The 13,660-nt window shown below is 65.3% G+C and carries 14 protein-coding genes and 3 tRNA genes; 4 read left to right on the top strand and 13 right to left on the bottom strand.

The annotated features are described in order from the left end of the window. Positions 1 to 45: 45 nt before the first annotated feature. On the bottom strand, positions 46 to 1,233 hold the full coding sequence (locus tag BLP96_RS06940; RefSeq protein WP_089684468.1) for an amino acid aminotransferase: 1,188 nt from the start codon (positions 1,231 to 1,233) through the stop codon (positions 46 to 48). Positions 1,234 to 1,614: 381 nt separating this feature from the next. Here BLP96_RS06940 and BLP96_RS06935 point away from each other — a divergent pair, with 381 nt between their 5' ends. Next, positions 1,615 to 2,223, top strand: a complete 609-nt coding sequence (locus tag BLP96_RS06935) for a hypothetical protein (protein ID WP_089684466.1) — start codon at positions 1,615 to 1,617, stop codon at positions 2,221 to 2,223. A 29-nt stretch (positions 2,224 to 2,252) separates the two neighbouring features. On the opposite strand, the gene BLP96_RS06930 is transcribed toward BLP96_RS06935, so the two are convergent. Next, positions 2,253 to 3,161, bottom strand: coding sequence for a GGDEF domain-containing protein (locus BLP96_RS06930; protein ID WP_245682187.1), 909 nt, complete (start codon positions 3,159 to 3,161; stop codon positions 2,253 to 2,255). A 183-nt stretch (positions 3,162 to 3,344) separates the two neighbouring features. Then, positions 3,345 to 4,496, bottom strand: a complete 1,152-nt coding sequence (gene cfa / locus BLP96_RS06925) for a cyclopropane fatty acyl phospholipid synthase (protein ID WP_089684463.1) — start codon at positions 4,494 to 4,496, stop codon at positions 3,345 to 3,347. Between the two features lie 149 nt (positions 4,497 to 4,645). Between cfa and pyrF the strand changes: the two genes are divergently transcribed. Beyond that, complete coding sequence (pyrF, locus tag BLP96_RS06920) at positions 4,646 to 5,344, top strand: orotidine-5'-phosphate decarboxylase (protein WP_089684461.1); 699 nt, start codon at positions 4,646 to 4,648, stop codon at positions 5,342 to 5,344. On the opposite strand, the gene lapB is transcribed toward pyrF, so the two are convergent. From lapB to BLP96_RS06905, 3 genes are read right to left on the bottom strand one after another with little or no spacing between them, the layout of a single operon-like run. After that, positions 5,345 to 6,532, bottom strand: coding sequence for a lipopolysaccharide assembly protein LapB (lapB, locus tag BLP96_RS06915; RefSeq protein WP_089684459.1), 1,188 nt, complete (start codon positions 6,530 to 6,532; stop codon positions 5,345 to 5,347). Further along, positions 6,533 to 6,838 carry a LapA family protein gene (locus tag BLP96_RS06910; protein WP_089684457.1) on the bottom strand — a complete coding sequence of 102 codons (306 nt, stop codon included), beginning with the start codon at positions 6,836 to 6,838 and terminating at the stop codon, positions 6,533 to 6,535. It abuts the gene before it with no gap. A 32-nt stretch (positions 6,839 to 6,870) separates the two neighbouring features. Continuing rightward, on the bottom strand, positions 6,871 to 7,215 hold the full coding sequence (locus BLP96_RS06905; protein ID WP_176761478.1) for an integration host factor subunit beta: 345 nt from the start codon (positions 7,213 to 7,215) through the stop codon (positions 6,871 to 6,873). Between the two features lie 155 nt (positions 7,216 to 7,370). Between BLP96_RS06905 and BLP96_RS06900 the strand changes: the two genes are divergently transcribed. Together BLP96_RS06900 and BLP96_RS06895 are read left to right on the top strand one after the other, a co-directional pair. Then, a complete protein-coding gene (locus tag BLP96_RS06900) occupies positions 7,371 to 7,667 on the top strand; it encodes an FAD assembly factor SdhE (RefSeq protein ID WP_089684453.1) in 297 nt (98 codons plus the stop codon). A gap of 37 nt (positions 7,668 to 7,704) precedes the next feature. After that, positions 7,705 to 8,025, top strand: coding sequence for a hypothetical protein (locus BLP96_RS06895; RefSeq protein WP_143005082.1), 321 nt, complete (start codon positions 7,705 to 7,707; stop codon positions 8,023 to 8,025). Between the two features lie 20 nt (positions 8,026 to 8,045). Here BLP96_RS06895 and nadB read toward each other — a convergent pair whose 3' ends face one another. From nadB to uvrC, 7 genes are all read right to left on the bottom strand, one after another. Continuing rightward, the gene (gene nadB, locus BLP96_RS06890) at positions 8,046 to 9,623 is read right to left on the bottom strand and encodes an L-aspartate oxidase (RefSeq protein WP_089684449.1); all 1,578 of its coding nucleotides are present in this window, start codon (positions 9,621 to 9,623) and stop codon (positions 8,046 to 8,048) included. Continuing rightward, positions 9,607 to 10,752, bottom strand: a complete 1,146-nt coding sequence (locus BLP96_RS06885; protein ID WP_089684446.1) for an FUSC family protein — start codon at positions 10,750 to 10,752, stop codon at positions 9,607 to 9,609. The genes nadB and BLP96_RS06885 overlap by 17 nt, the downstream gene beginning before the upstream one ends. 59 nt (positions 10,753 to 10,811) lie before the next feature. Then, positions 10,812 to 10,898, bottom strand: a tRNA-Leu gene (locus tag BLP96_RS06880). Positions 10,899 to 10,937: 39 nt separating this feature from the next. Beyond that, a tRNA-Cys gene (locus BLP96_RS06875) sits at positions 10,938 to 11,011 on the bottom strand. A 36-nt stretch (positions 11,012 to 11,047) separates the two neighbouring features. Further along, positions 11,048 to 11,122: transfer RNA gene (locus tag BLP96_RS06870), tRNA-Gly, on the bottom strand. A gap of 66 nt (positions 11,123 to 11,188) precedes the next feature. Beyond that, positions 11,189 to 11,737 carry a CDP-diacylglycerol--glycerol-3-phosphate 3-phosphatidyltransferase gene (pgsA, locus tag BLP96_RS06865; protein ID WP_089684445.1) on the bottom strand — a complete coding sequence of 183 codons (549 nt, stop codon included), beginning with the start codon at positions 11,735 to 11,737 and terminating at the stop codon, positions 11,189 to 11,191. 67 nt (positions 11,738 to 11,804) lie between these two features. Beyond that, entirely contained in the window at positions 11,805 to 13,619 is a 1,815-nt protein-coding gene (gene uvrC / locus BLP96_RS06860; RefSeq protein WP_089684696.1) for an excinuclease ABC subunit UvrC, read from the bottom strand. Positions 13,620 to 13,660 lie beyond the last annotated feature (41 nt).

The raw sequence follows: 13,660 nt of genomic DNA, 5'->3' as shown, positions 1-13,660 counted from the left end.
CGGGCAGGGCCCGGGCGCCGTCGTTCTCGGCTTTTGGCATGTCGGTCAGTTGACCGCGGCGATCGCCTTGGCCAGGTAGGGCAGGTTCTCCTGGGAGAAGCCGGCCACGTTGGCGCGGCCGGAACGCACCATGTAGATGCCGAACTCGTCGCGTAGGCGGTCGACCTGTTCGGGCGTCAGGCCGGTATAGGAGAACATGCCGCGCTGTTCGGCCACGCAGGCGTATTTTTCGTCCAACCCGTAGGGCGCCAGCGCTTCGACGAATTCACGGCGCAGAGTGTTGATGCGGTCGCGCATCTCGGTGAGCTCCTCGCGCCACAGGGCAGCGAGTTCGGCGGATTGCAGGATCTCGCTGACGATGGCACTGCCGTGGGCCGGCGGGTTGGAGTAGTTCTCGCGCGCCACGATGGCGATCTGCGAGCGTACGTTCTCCATCTGCTCGTGGTTCTTCGCCACCATGATCAGGCAGCCGGTGCGCTCGCAGTAGATGCCGAAGTTCTTGGAGCAGGAACTGGTGATGATCGCTTCATCGAGATTCTCGACCAGCAGGCGCACCCCGTAGGCGTCTTCGTCGAGTCCCTCCCCGAAGCCTTGATAGGCGAAGTCGATCAGCGGCAGCAGGCTGCGCTCGCGCACCACCTCAAGCACGGACTGCCACTGCTCGCGCGAGAGGTCGAAGCCGGTGGGATTGTGGCAGCAGGCATGGAGCACCACCACATCGCCTTCGGGGATCTGCTCGAGGGCGCCCAGCATGCCGTCGAAGTCGAGGCGGTTGTCGGCGTCCACGTAGGGGTACTTGTGCAACTCGATGCCGGCGGCGGTGAAGATGCCCAGGTGGTTCGGCCAGGTCGGGTCGCTGACCCAGATACCCTTGCCGGGAAGCTTCTTGGCAATGAAGTCGGCCGCCAGGCGCAGGGCGCCGGTTCCGCCCGGCGACTGGGTGGCGCTGGCACGCCCCGCTTCCAGCACCGGAGAGCTCTCGCCCAGTACCATGGGCAGGATCACGCTGCCGTACTCCGGCGCCCCGTGGGAGCCGATGTAGGTCTTGGTGGTCTCGTTCTTGAGCAGCAGGGCCTCGGCCTCCTTGACGGCGCGCATCACCGGGGTGTTGCCATGGGCATCCTTGTAGACCCCGACGCCGAGATCGACCTTCTGCGGATTGGTATCCTTCTTGAAGGCCTCGATCAGACCGAGGATGGCGTCCCCGGGTACCCGCTCAATGTGCTCGAACATGTAATTCGCTACCTCGTCGATTCTCGCGGCAAAGGAGTGACATACCCCTACCATGATGCCATCGCGGCGGGCGAACTGCCACCGGGAGACTGGCTACGGTAGGCCTGTTGCAGTGGCAGACGAGGGGGAGCGCTGGGGACAAGCCGGAGTGCAGGTCCTACGCCAGGGGGGGAGGAGCATGGCTCCAACGGGCGGGCCAAGGATGACCCGCACCGGTCCTGCCAGCGGACCAGGAGGCGAAAGCGCCGCAGGGCGTATTAAGCGCCCAGGGAGGGGCACAACGCCTCTGCGGAGGCTCGTTCCCCAGTCTCGGCTCCCATGCCAAGCCCTTCTTGCTACAGTGACGGCAGGCCGAGGGCGGAGAGAGCGAGGGAGGACACGATGCGAGCGCGGCTGCCATTGTGGCTGAAGCTGGCGTTCACGGCCTGGATTCTGGGCTGGGCGCCGACCTATGCGTTGCTGCTCGGGCCACAGAACTACTTCTGGCTGTGTAATTTCGCCAACTTTCTGATATTGTTGGGGTTATGGACCGAGAGCCGTCGCCTGCTCTCCATGCAGTGGCTCGCCGTGGCCCTCGTCGGTACCCTGTGGGCCGTGGACGTTGGCACGGCCTGGCTGGCCGGCGTGCACCCGATCGGGGGCACGGAATACATGTTCGATCCCGCCCACCCCCTGACGACCCGGCTGCTTTCGCTGTATCACCTGCTGCTGCCGCTGGTGGCGGGCTTCGCGGTGCTGCGCCTCGGCTACGATCGGCGGGCTCTGCGGTGGCAGACGGGGCTGACCTGGTTGGTGATTCCGGCCAGCTATCTGTTCACCGCCGCCGAGCGCAACATCAACTGGGTCCATGGCCCGTTCGGCGTTCACCAGGAGTCGCTCGACCCGTTGCTCTACCTGGCAGGGCTGATGCTGGCCTGGCCTCTGGCCGTCTACCTTCCGGTGCATGCCTTGACGTGTCTGCTGCAGCGCCGGGGGTGGCTGAAGGGGTAGGTGGCATGGCGCGGACAGCGGCGAGGCGGTCAGGTGACGACGCGGTTGCGACCCTGACGCTTGGCGGCATAGAGGCTGGCATCGGCGCGCTCGATCAGGCTGTCGCGGGGTTCGCCGAGACGGTATTCGGCCAGGCCGATGCTGACGGTGACCGCGCCGGGGGCGATGCTGAACGCGTGTTCGGCGATCTGCTGGCGCAGGCGTTCGGCCAGCGGGTAGCCACGCACCCTGGGCGTGAGAGGCAGCACCACGGCGAACTCTTCACCCCCGAGTCGCCCCATGGTGTCCTCGTGGCGCAGCAGCTGACGGCATAGCCTGGCCAGTTCGACGAGTACCTGGTCTCCCTGGAGATGCCCCCAGGTATCGTTGACGCGCTTGAAATGGTCGATGTCGAGGAGCATCAGCGACAGAGGCGTGCCATGCCGGCTGGACATCGATGTCTCTTCATCGAGGCGGGCGATCAGCTTGCGCCGATTGGCCAGCCCAGTGAGGGCGTCGGTGTCGGAGAGACGACGCAAGCGGGCCTCCTCGACCATCTGCTCGGTAATATCGATCATCATGCCATGCCAGAGCACGCCATGCTCGGCCGGTTCGGGCTGCGCGCGCAGGGCGATCCAGCGCGAACGGCCTTTGACCAGGCGTAGACGGAACTTGGTGGCGATGGGGATTTGCCAGCGTGACGAGCGCTCGATGGCGGTCATCAGACGTGGGTAGTCCTCTTCGTCGAGGCGCTCGAGCATGTGGCGGGCATCGAGAGCCAGCTTGGCAGGCTCGATGCCGGGCAACTCGGTGCCGCTGCCGGCCAGGTAGGGGAAGCGCATGTGGCCGTCTCGGCCGCGATAGAACTGAAAGATGACGCCCGGCAAGCGTGAAGCGAAGTCGCGAAGCTGCTCCGTGGCGTCTAGCCCCCCATCCGGCATGACGTCGTGCTGTTCCATGCGGGATCCCTTGCGGTCGACGGGATGGCCGGACCGCGCGCTGAGTTGTTGTTGGCACACACCAGCGCCGAGCCAGGCGCTAGTCAAAGGCGCTAATATACGCCTGCCAAGGGCATCGTGCACCCCACACGACTCGTAGGACATGGAGTACAGGAGGAGTCCCTTGACTTGCATCAGGCCTCGTCAGCGCGGTGCGTCGTAGCGACCGGGACGGCCCCGCGAGAAGAGGATCTGCCACAGCTGCAGCTCGCGAGCGCGGAAAGCGCCGGCACATACCGACAGGTAGTAGCGGAACATTCGCTGGGTGCGTTCGCTGTAACGGTCGGCGATCTCGTGCCAGTGGGCATCGAAGTTGGCCAGCCAGGACATCAGCGTGGTGTCGTAGTCGGCGCCGAAGTTCTGCCAATCCTCCATGATGAGATGGCCTTCGCTCGCTTCGGCGATCTGGCGTACGGATGGGAGCTGACCGTTGGGAAAGATGTAGCGGTCGACCCAGGGGTCGGCTCCCACGTCAGAGCGATTCGAGCCGATGGAGTGCAGCAGGAAAAGCCCATCGCGGTCGAGAAGATGCGCTACCGTGTCGAAATAGGTGGCGTAGTTGCGGTGACCGACGTGTTCGAACATGCCGATGGAGACGATGCGGTCGAAATGGCCCGCCAGGTCGCGGTAGTCCTGAAGGCGTATCTCGACGGGGAGTCCCTCGCAGCGCTGGCGGGCCAGGCGTGCCTGTTCGCGGGAGATGGTGATGCCGGTCACCTCGACCCCGTGACGCCGGGCGGCATGCTCGGCGAAGCTGCCCCAACCGCAGCCGATGTCCAGCACGCGCATGCCGGGGGCCAGCTCGAGCTTGCGGCACGCCAGTTCCAGCTTGGCCAGCTGTGCCCCGTGGAGAGTGTCGGCGTTTTTCCAATAGCCACACGAGTAGCACATGGTAGGGTCGAGCATGCGCTCGAAGAGGTCGTTGCCGAGGTCGTAGTGCCGCTCGCCGACGATATAGGCGCGGGCCTTGCTCTGCAGGTTGAGAAAACCGGACTGCAGACGATACATCAGTCGGTCGGCCGGGGTCTTGGCGCGCTCGCCTAGCCCGTGGGTGAGCAGGCGGCAGGCCATCTCGTCGATGCGCTCGCACTTCCACCAGCCATCCATGTAGGCCTCGCCGAGACCGAGGGTACCTTGGCGCAACACCCGCGCACAGAAGTCGGGGTGATAGATCTGCGGATCCCAGGGGTTGTCGCCGTTGAGGGCGACTCCCGAGCCGTCCAGCAGGGTATCGAGCACTCGGCGGGCGCGCGTGTCGGGCAGGGCGATGGGTGCCATAGGGTGATCGCTGGTCATGGAGTCCTCCCGGTCCATCTGGTTCGGCGCTGACGTGCATCACAGGCTCATGGTTTTGGTATAGAGCATAGACCAAGCGGCCTGGAGCGGATCAACTGGGTGGACTGGTATACTGGTGCATACTCATTTTTCCGATTGGAGTCCCGGACGTGCCCTGTCATTCGCCCTTGATCATTGCCTTGGACCACCCCTCTCTGGATGCCGCGCTGTGCCTGGCCGACCGCCTCGACCCGATGCGCTGTCGAGTGAAGGTGGGCAAGGAGCTGTTCACCCGGAGCGGGCCGGATGTCGTGGAGGCCTTGCACGGTCGTGGCTTCGAGGTCTTCCTCGATCTCAAGTTTCACGACATTCCCAATACCGTGGCCGGTGCGGTGCAGGCGGCTGCGGAGCAGGGGGTGTGGATGGTCAACGTCCATGCCAGCGGCGGGCGGCGCATGATGGAAGGCGCGCGGGAGCGGCTGGATCGTCATGGCCTGACCACGCGCCTGATTGCCGTTACCGTGCTGACCAGTCTCGAACGGGCGGATCTCGTGGAAGTGGGCGTCAACGAGCCGGCCGAGACTCAGGTCGAGCGTCTGGCGCTGCTGGCCAAGGAGAGCGGCATGGATGGGGTGGTGTGTTCCGCCCATGAGGCTGGCCGGCTACGCGAGTGCTGCGGCGATGACTTTCTCAAGGTGACGCCGGGGATTCGGCCGCGCTTCGCCGCTGGCGACGATCAGCGGCGGATCATGACGCCAGGACAAGCTTTGGTCGCGGGCAGTACCCATCTGGTGGTGGGGCGACCGGTAACCCAGGCGGACGATCCCATGGCCGCTTTGTCGGCCATTGAGAAGGAGTTGGCGCAGTAATCACTCCCCTTCGATGCCGGTGATGGGGCGAGTGGTGCCCCAGCTGCGGCAGCGCGGGCACTGCCAGTGCAGCGGTTCTCCGGTCAGCCCACAGCGCTGGCAACGGTGGCGTGGTCGCGCCTGGAGCAGCGCGTGGGTGTGCTGCTTGAGCAGCCGGATGCGCGAGTCGGGTTCGCCGCTCGACTGCTGTTGCTGATAGTAGAGGTCCAGGAGATAGTCCAGGCCGCCCAGGCTGGGTGTGCGGTCGAGTTGCTCGGTGACCAGATCGATGGCGGCCTGCACGCCCTCCTGGCGACGGCGGGTCTCTGCCAGCAGAATCACCAGGCTGGTGAATGCCGCGCGGGCCAATAGCTGCTCCAGGCAGGTGGCCAGGCCGGCGTCGTCATCCAGCAGGCGATGGGCGTGCTGGAGTGGCTCGAGCATCGTCGGCACGAAGTCCAGGTCCTGATCGGGGATGCGCATCAGCACGCGAATCGCCTCGCGATAGCGAGCGGTATCCATTGCCAGTGCGGCGAGCGACAGGTTGGCACGGACGCACTTGGGATCGATGCTGAGCGCTTGGCGCAATTGCTTGCGAGCGACGCCTGGGCTGGCGGTCTGCCTGGCTTGTGCGGCGAGCTCGCACAGCCAGTGGGCGGCGGCGCGACGTATTTCGTCGTGCTGGCGCACCAGCGTTGGGTGGGCGACGTCCAGGGCGGCCTGCCACTCGCCCTCGCGGTCGAACAGCTCTACCAGCAGCTGCTTGGCAGTGTGTCGCGTCGGGTCGTGGCTGGACTCTCGAACGAGCTGTTGCAATAGGCGTTCGGCGCGATCCAGCAGCCCCAGCTTGAGGAAGTCGCGCGATAGCTCCAACTGGACCTGTTCACTCTGACCAGTGGTGAGGGTGGGACGGGCGAGTAGGTTCTGGTGGATCTTGACGGCGCGATCCGCCTCACCTCGGGTACGAAAGAGATTGCCCAGCGTGATGTGGGTGTCGATGGTGTCGCTGTTGACTTCGAGGGCGGCGACGAAGGCCTCGATGGCGCGATCCGGCTGTTCGTTGAGCAGATAGTTGAGGCCGACGAAATAATCCCGCGTCAGCGTGGCCGGCTGCGCGGGATCGGAAGTGCCGTGGCGTTCGCGGCGGCCTAGCCACCAGCCGATGGCAACGGCTGCCACCAATAGGCTCAGCAGCAGGGCGTCGGGCATTTAGGGTAGTTCCTTGAGCTCCTGGACGCGCAGGCGATCGAGCTCCTTGCGCTGTTGGCGGTTGTGGCGCTGGGCGCGGGTCAGAAGCGTGCGCAGCCTGAGCCAGACTCCGGTCATCGCCAGCATGCCGAGCACCACGCCACTGGCCAGCGCACCGAGCAGCCATACCGAGAGCGAAGCAGCCGGTAGCTCGAGCCAGATCAGGTTGAGCGGCACCGTCTGCTGGTTGTTGACGGCAAACAGGATGCCAATCAGCAGCACCCCGAGCAGAATGATGGCCAGGAGGAGGCCTTTTAGCCAACGCATGGGCTTGTTCCCTTGTCAATGGTGGAGGCGGATCAGTATCCGAGGGCTCGGCTGGCATTGACTTGTTCGCGCAGTTCCTTGCCGGGCTTGAAGTGTGGCACGAACTTGCCGTCCAGCGCGACCGGGTCGCCAGTCTTGGGATTGCGGCCGATGCGCGGTTCGCGGTAGTGCAGCGAAAAGCTGCCGAAGCCGCGAATTTCCACTCGACCGCCTTCGGCCAGGGTGTCGGTGATGTCGTCGAGGATGAGGCGTACCGCGGACTCGACTTCCTTGAGCGACAGGTCTGGCTGCCGCATGGCGATCTGCTCGATCAACTCGGATTTGGTCATCGTCTCTCTCCTGGCGGTTGCCGGCTCCGCATCGGAGCTGGTCGACATTGTTATTCTGCTCTCAGCATACTGTGCAAAGCGTGAGAAAACAACGCACTACGACCATGGTCAAGCGAGCGGCCGGAAACCGGTCGCGAGGCTGCTGCCGACGCGTACCTTGGGTATACTGAGCGCACCATTCACCGCGACTGTCGAGGCCGACGTTGAGCGATGCAACCAACCCCGAGTCGCTTGCCCAGCGCAAGCGGCTGCACTGGCACTCCCGCCGAGGCATGTGGGAGCTGGACCTGCTGCTGATCCCCTTTCTGGAACACTGTTATGACCACCTGGATGCGCAGGATCGAACCGCGTACCAGGCACTGATCGAGGAGGAGGATCAGGATCTCTTCGCCTGGCTGCTGCGTCGGGAGGAGCCGGAGGATCCGGCCCATCGGCGCATCGTGACGCTGATTCAGGCTCATGCCGAGAACGCCGAGAACGATCCGCGTCGTCCCGTCTAAGTTGGCGGGTGGCTTTCACTGGCTCGCGAGTCTGGCGGTGATGTCGTTGCTGGTGGTCTACGCGCCCCCCTGGCTGTGGTTTCCGGGTGGTTTTGCGCTCGCGGCGATGCTGATTCGCTGGCATCGAACGGAGCGTGGCGGCGAGCTCCGTTGGCAGCCTGCGGCGTCCGGTGGCGGTTGGCACTGGCAGCCGCAGGGAAGCCGAGAATCTCAGCCGGTCGCATTGCATTGCCACTATCTGGGGCCGTGGCTGATCGGGTTGCGCATGGGACGTGAAATGCGCTGGTTATGGCCCGACAGCAGCGACCGAGACGCCTTGCGTCGGCTGCGGCGCTGGCTGGTCGGGGAAGGGCCGTGAGGCCTGGCAGGAGCGACCGCTCAGCCGGTTTCGAGATCGCCGAGTCGACGCCGCGAGGGGCGTGGAGGCGTCTCGGCATGTGGCGGGCAGTCCGGGTTGTAGTGCAGTCCGCGAGATTCGCGGCGTTCACGGGCACTGACCACGGTCAAACGAGCCAGGCGCACGGCGTGCCACAGGCTGGCAAGAGCCGGGTCGGGGGCGCTGCGTTTCACGGCCAGGGCGATTTCCGCTGCCAGATCGGCAAGTTCCTGGTCGGCGTTTTCCAGGCCGACGTCGTGGCGGACGATCGCCACGTGTCGGCTCATCAGCTCACGCATCCTTTGCCGCCAGGCATGAATGCGTTCGGCCGCGATCGTCGCGTTGCCGGCAGGCGCAGCGATGAGGCTCGCCGACGAGGTCGGTTCCGGGTGGGCCAGCCGTGCGGCACAGCTGCGCGCGAATACCAGGCACTCCAGCAGCGAGTTGCTGGCCATGCGATTGGCTCCGTGCAGGCCGGTGCAGGCCACCTCGCCGATGGCATGCAGGTGCGGCACCTGGGTGGAGCCGTCCAGGCCGGTGGCCACGCCACCACAGCTGTAATGCGCTGCCGGTACCACCGGGATCGGCTGGCGGACGATATCGAGCCCGCGCGTCATGCAGTGGGCATGTATCGTCGGGAAGTGGTGACGGATGGCGGCCTCGCCGAGATGGCGCACATCGAGCCACACGTGCGATTCGCCGCTACGCTGCATTTCGGCATCGATGGCTCGGGCGACGATGTCGCGGGGGGCCAGTTCGGCTCGAGCGTCCACCGTGGGCATGAAGCGCTCTCCGGCGACGTTGATCAGTCGCCCCCCTTCACCACGCACCGCCTCGCTGATCAGAAAGGGCGGGCCCTCTGGGTCGTAGAGGCAGGTCGGGTGGAACTGCTGGAACTCGAGGTTCACCAGCTCGGCGCCCAGTTCGGCGGCCATCGACATGCCTTCGCCGCTGGCGGGTCTGGGGCTGGTAGTGTGACGGTAGAGGCCGCTGGCGCCGCCGGTCGCTAGAACGGTGTCCTGCGCCATCAGGGTGATGAGGGTTCCCGAGGCATCCAGGCAGCGAGCGCCACGGCAATGCCCCGCCGCGTCGCCGACCAGGCCGATGGCGGTGAGATCGTCACGCACGATGATGGACGGATGGGCCTCGGCGTGCGCCTTGAGCGTATCGAGCACGGCACGCCCGGTGGCGTCCTCCACGTGGATGACGCGACGGGCGCCGTGTCCGCCCTCTCGGGTCAGGTGATAGGGGTAGTCGGCGCCGGGCGAGGCATCGCGGGTGAAGGGCACCCCCAGGGAGAGCAGCCATTCGATGGCGGCCGGCCCCCGTTCGACCGTGAAGCGGACGGCGTGCTCGTCGCACAGACCATCCCCTGCCACCAGGGTGTCGGTAACGTGGGCATCGAAGTCATCCTGGGGCGAGAGCACCGCCGCGATGCCCCCCTGGGCCCAGCGACTGGCTCCCCGGTCGTCGCTGGCCGGACGAACCAGGATTACCCGGCGCGCGTCGGCGCAATGCAGCGCCAGGGTCAAGCCGGCCACGCCGCCACCGATGATCAGCACGTCATGGTTGCCGTTCATTCTCTTGCTCTCCTTGTACCGGCTCTGTGCGGTCCGCAATGAAGCGTGAACGGCCCGAGGCGCGCCGCAGACGTCGGCTAGGCAGCCGCTCCAGGCTGCCCAGCTGGCTGACCAGCGCCTGCGCCAGTCGAGCCAGCTCACGATTGAGCCATAGATAGCCGCTGGGGCTGAACAGGACGCGGCCGTCTTCGCTTCTGGCGTTGCAGGCCAGCTCGGCATGGCGCTGCAGGTCGAATGGGCTGATGGCGACATCGATCGGCTGGCCGGTACGCACCTGGTAGGCCAGGGTGTCGAGCTCCGATGCCAGGCGAAACTGTTCTTCGCGCAGCCCAACCATCGCGGCGATGCGTTCGTGACCGGCACGGGTCGTCCAGTGAGTCTCCAGCAAGAGTTCGATGGTGGACAGCATGCGACGCTGCAGCGAGATGAGCTCGTCGAGCTCGTCACGCCGCAGACGACGTTCGCGATGAATGGCATCGACCAGGTTGCGCTGCTTGACCAGCAGCTTGCTGGCGGCCTTGAGGAGCCGCTGAGTATCGACATCCGGCGCGTGGGTCGATTCCGTATGCGCCTGGTAGAGCCGGGCCAGCCGCTCGAGGTTGTCTGCCAGAAGGAAGCGCATCATGTCGGTGGCCTTTTGCGGCAGCACCAGCGCGGTCACGGCGATGCCCACCAGGGTGCCCAACAGTACGTCGAAGGCCCGCCACAGGGCGACATCGAGCTCCTGGTTGCCGGCGCCGATGACCAGCAACAGGCTGATGGCGAACATCAGGCCGCTGTAGCCGTGACGACTGCCGAAGGTCAGCCACGTCGCCGCACCGATGCCGATCAGGGCGCCCAGCGGTATCACCAGAGTGGGTGACAGCGGCACCAGGATCAGTAGCAGCCCCCAGCCGGCCCCCAGCAGAGAGCCGAGCAGCCTCTGTCGGCCCTTGTCGAGGACACCGCCGACGTGAGGGAGGTTGCCCATGACCATGACGGTACTCACCAGCGCCCAGCCAGAATGTGGCAGCTCGAATAGGGAGATGATGGCGAAGGTGACCGAAAGTGCCAGCAATACCCGAACGACGTGCAGCCGTCGTCGGTAACGGTAATTGAGGTGGGGGTCGCGCAATGGGGGCAGATTCATCAGCGGTTGCCCTGTTCGGGCGCAATGCGCAGCATGTCCGGATCGGAAGGCGATGCACTTGGTGCCCGGAGCCGGGCTCGAACCGGCACGGTGTTGCCACCGAGAGATTTTAAGTCTCTTGCGTCTACCAATTTCGCCATCCGGGCGTGAGCGTTCGGGCAGGCGGCGGATGCCGTTGGGAAAGATGGAGGCTGGAGTCGGAATCGAACCGGCGTACACGGAGTTGCAGTCCGCTGCATAACCACTCTGCCATCCAGCCTCGGCGAGTCGAGTCATCCTTGAAAGGGGACAAGAATGGAGCGGGAAACGAGATTCGAACTCGCGACCCTCGCCTTGGCAAGGCGATGCTCTACCACTGAGCTATTCCCGCTCGACTCGAGAGCGCATTATACGGACAATCCGGGTACTGTCAATGGCTTGAGAAAAAGCGCCGACGCTACATGGAACGGCTCAAGTGCGGCCAGGCAGCGCGCAGATAGAGCATCATCGACCATAGCGTGAGCAGAGCGGCAGCATGGAGCGTCAGCAGACCGAGCAGCGCCAAGGGGGTGCCTGGCGAGAAGGCGATGAGCAGTAACAGGGCGCCCATCTGCAGGGTGGTCTTGATCTTGCCCAGCCAGGAAACGGCCACGCTGCTGCGCTTGCCCATCTCGGCCATCCACTCGCGCAGTGCGGAGATGACGATTTCGCGGCCGATGATCACCAGCGCCGGCAGCGTCAGCCACAGGCTGTCGTACCGTTCGATGAGCAGGGCCAGAGCCACGGCGACCATCACCTTGTCGGCCACCGGGTCGAGAAAAGCGCCGAAGGGAGTGGCCTGGTTCCAGCGACGAGCCAGGTAGCCATCCAGCCAGTCGGTCACCGAAGCCAGGGCGAACAGTGCTGCCGCCACCGGCAGGCTCCAGGCGAAGGGCAGGTAGAAGAACACCACCAACAGTGGAATGAAGACGATTCGGCCGAGCGTCAAGAGGTTGGGGATGTTCATTATGGGCGGTGTCCTTGGGGTATTGGGTGTTCGTCCGAGCTTGCCATTCTAGCGACCCGCTTCGGCTTCATCCATGCAGGGCGCGATGAATGGTGTCGGCGAGCGCTGCGCTGATTCCCGGCACGCGGGCGAGTTCCGCGCGGCTGGCCCGTTTGACGCCCTGCAGACCGCCGAAAAAGCGTAACAATTCCCGCCGGCGCTTGGGGCCGACGCCGGCAATCCCCTCCAGCGTCGAGCTGCGGCGGTGCTTGTCGCGCCGCGTGCGGTGGCCGGTGATGGCAAAGCGGTGCGCTTCGTCGCGCACGTGCTGGACCAGATGCAGCGCCGGGGAGGTGGCTTCGAGGTCCAGTGTTCTGTCGACGGTTTCCAGGAACAGCGTCTCCAGGCCCGCCTTGCGAGTCGTGCCCTTGGCCACGCCCAGTAGTCGAATGCGTTCCAGTCCCAGCTCGGCGAGCACGTCGCGAGCCTGGTTGAGCTGCCCCTTGCCGCCATCGACCAGCAGAATGTCCGGTGTTGCCCCTTCGCCCTCCGCCAGACGGCGAAAGCGACGCTCGAGCGCCTGCCGCATGGCGGCATAGTCGTCTCCAGCGGCCACGCCGGCGATGTTGAAGCGACGATAGTCCGATTTTCGCGGTCCGTTTCGGTCGAAGACCACGCAGGAGGCCACGGTGGCTTCGCCTTGGCTGTGGCTGATGTCGAAGCACTCCAGCCGCTCGGGCATCTCGTTGAGTTCGAGAGCGTCACGCAGTGCTGCGAAGCGGCGATCCAGTTCGCCTTGATTGGCCAGTTGGCTCGCCAGGTGCTGTTCGGCATTGGTCCGGGCGAGTTCCAGCCACTGGCTGCGGTGGCCGCGAACCCGATGGGTGACGCGCACGCGGCGTTCGGCCCGGGCGCTCAGCGCGCTTTCGAGGACGTTGGGGTCGGGAAGCGAGTGGCTGGTGATGACTTCGCGGGGAATTTCACGACCCTGCCCCAGATAGTACTGGCTGATGAAATCGCCGAGCAGAACCTCGGGTGCGAGGTCGAGGCCGTTGCTCGGGGTATGGTGCCGGGCGCCGAGCAGACGTCCCTGACGCACCGCAAGCACGGAAATGCATTGGGCCCCGGGGCGGCTGGTCAGCGCGAATACATCGGCATCGCCGCCTTCGGTATCGACGAACTGGCGTTGCTGAAGCTGGCGCAACTGCTGGACCTGGTCGCGCAGGCGGGCGGCTTCCTCGAAGGCCAGTGCACGACTGGCTCTCTCCATGGCGTCGGTGAGCTCTTGAGTGACCGCCTCGCTCTTGCCTTCGAGGCACATGACGGCATGCTCCAAGTCGCGCCGATAGTCGGCCTCGCTGATGTAGCCGACGCAGGGGGCGCTGCAGCGCTGGATCTGGTACTGCAAGCAGGGGCGTGTGCGGTGAGCGAAGACGCTGTCTTCGCAGTTGCGGATGCGAAAGATCTTCTGCATCAACGACAGGCTCTCGCGTACCGCACCGCTGCTGGGGTAGGGCCCCAGGTAGCGGCCATCGTCATGGCGGCGGCGGGCGCGTTTGTACTCCAGCGCCGGATAGGGATGACGGTCGCTGACGAACACGAAGGGGTAGGACTTGTCGTCGCGCAGCAGGATGTTGTACGGCGGGCGCAGCTCCTTGATTAGGGTCTGCTCGAGCAGCAACGCTTCGGTTTCGCTTTGCGTGACGGTGACCTGAACATCGGCGATGCGCGATACCATCGCCTGGGTCTTGGCGTTCAGGGTGCCGCGGAAGTAGCTGGCCAGTCGCGCCTTGAGTCGCTTGGCCTTGCCCACGTAGAGCGTGTCGCCCTGGTCGTCGAGCATGCGATACACGCCCGGTGCCTGGGTGAGGTTGGCGAGGAATTGCCGAGAATCGAAAGGCATCTGGCGAATGGAATGCGTGGCGAACGAAGGCGTCCAGCGTA

Origin of the sequence: Billgrantia gudaonensis, from assembly GCF_900100195.1 — a bacterium.
In the GTDB taxonomy this organism is placed as follows: Bacteria; Pseudomonadota; Gammaproteobacteria; order Pseudomonadales; family Halomonadaceae; genus Halomonas; species Halomonas gudaonensis.
The sequence above is the reverse complement of the archived record's forward strand: the minus strand, read 5'-3'. Positions and strand labels throughout refer to the sequence as shown.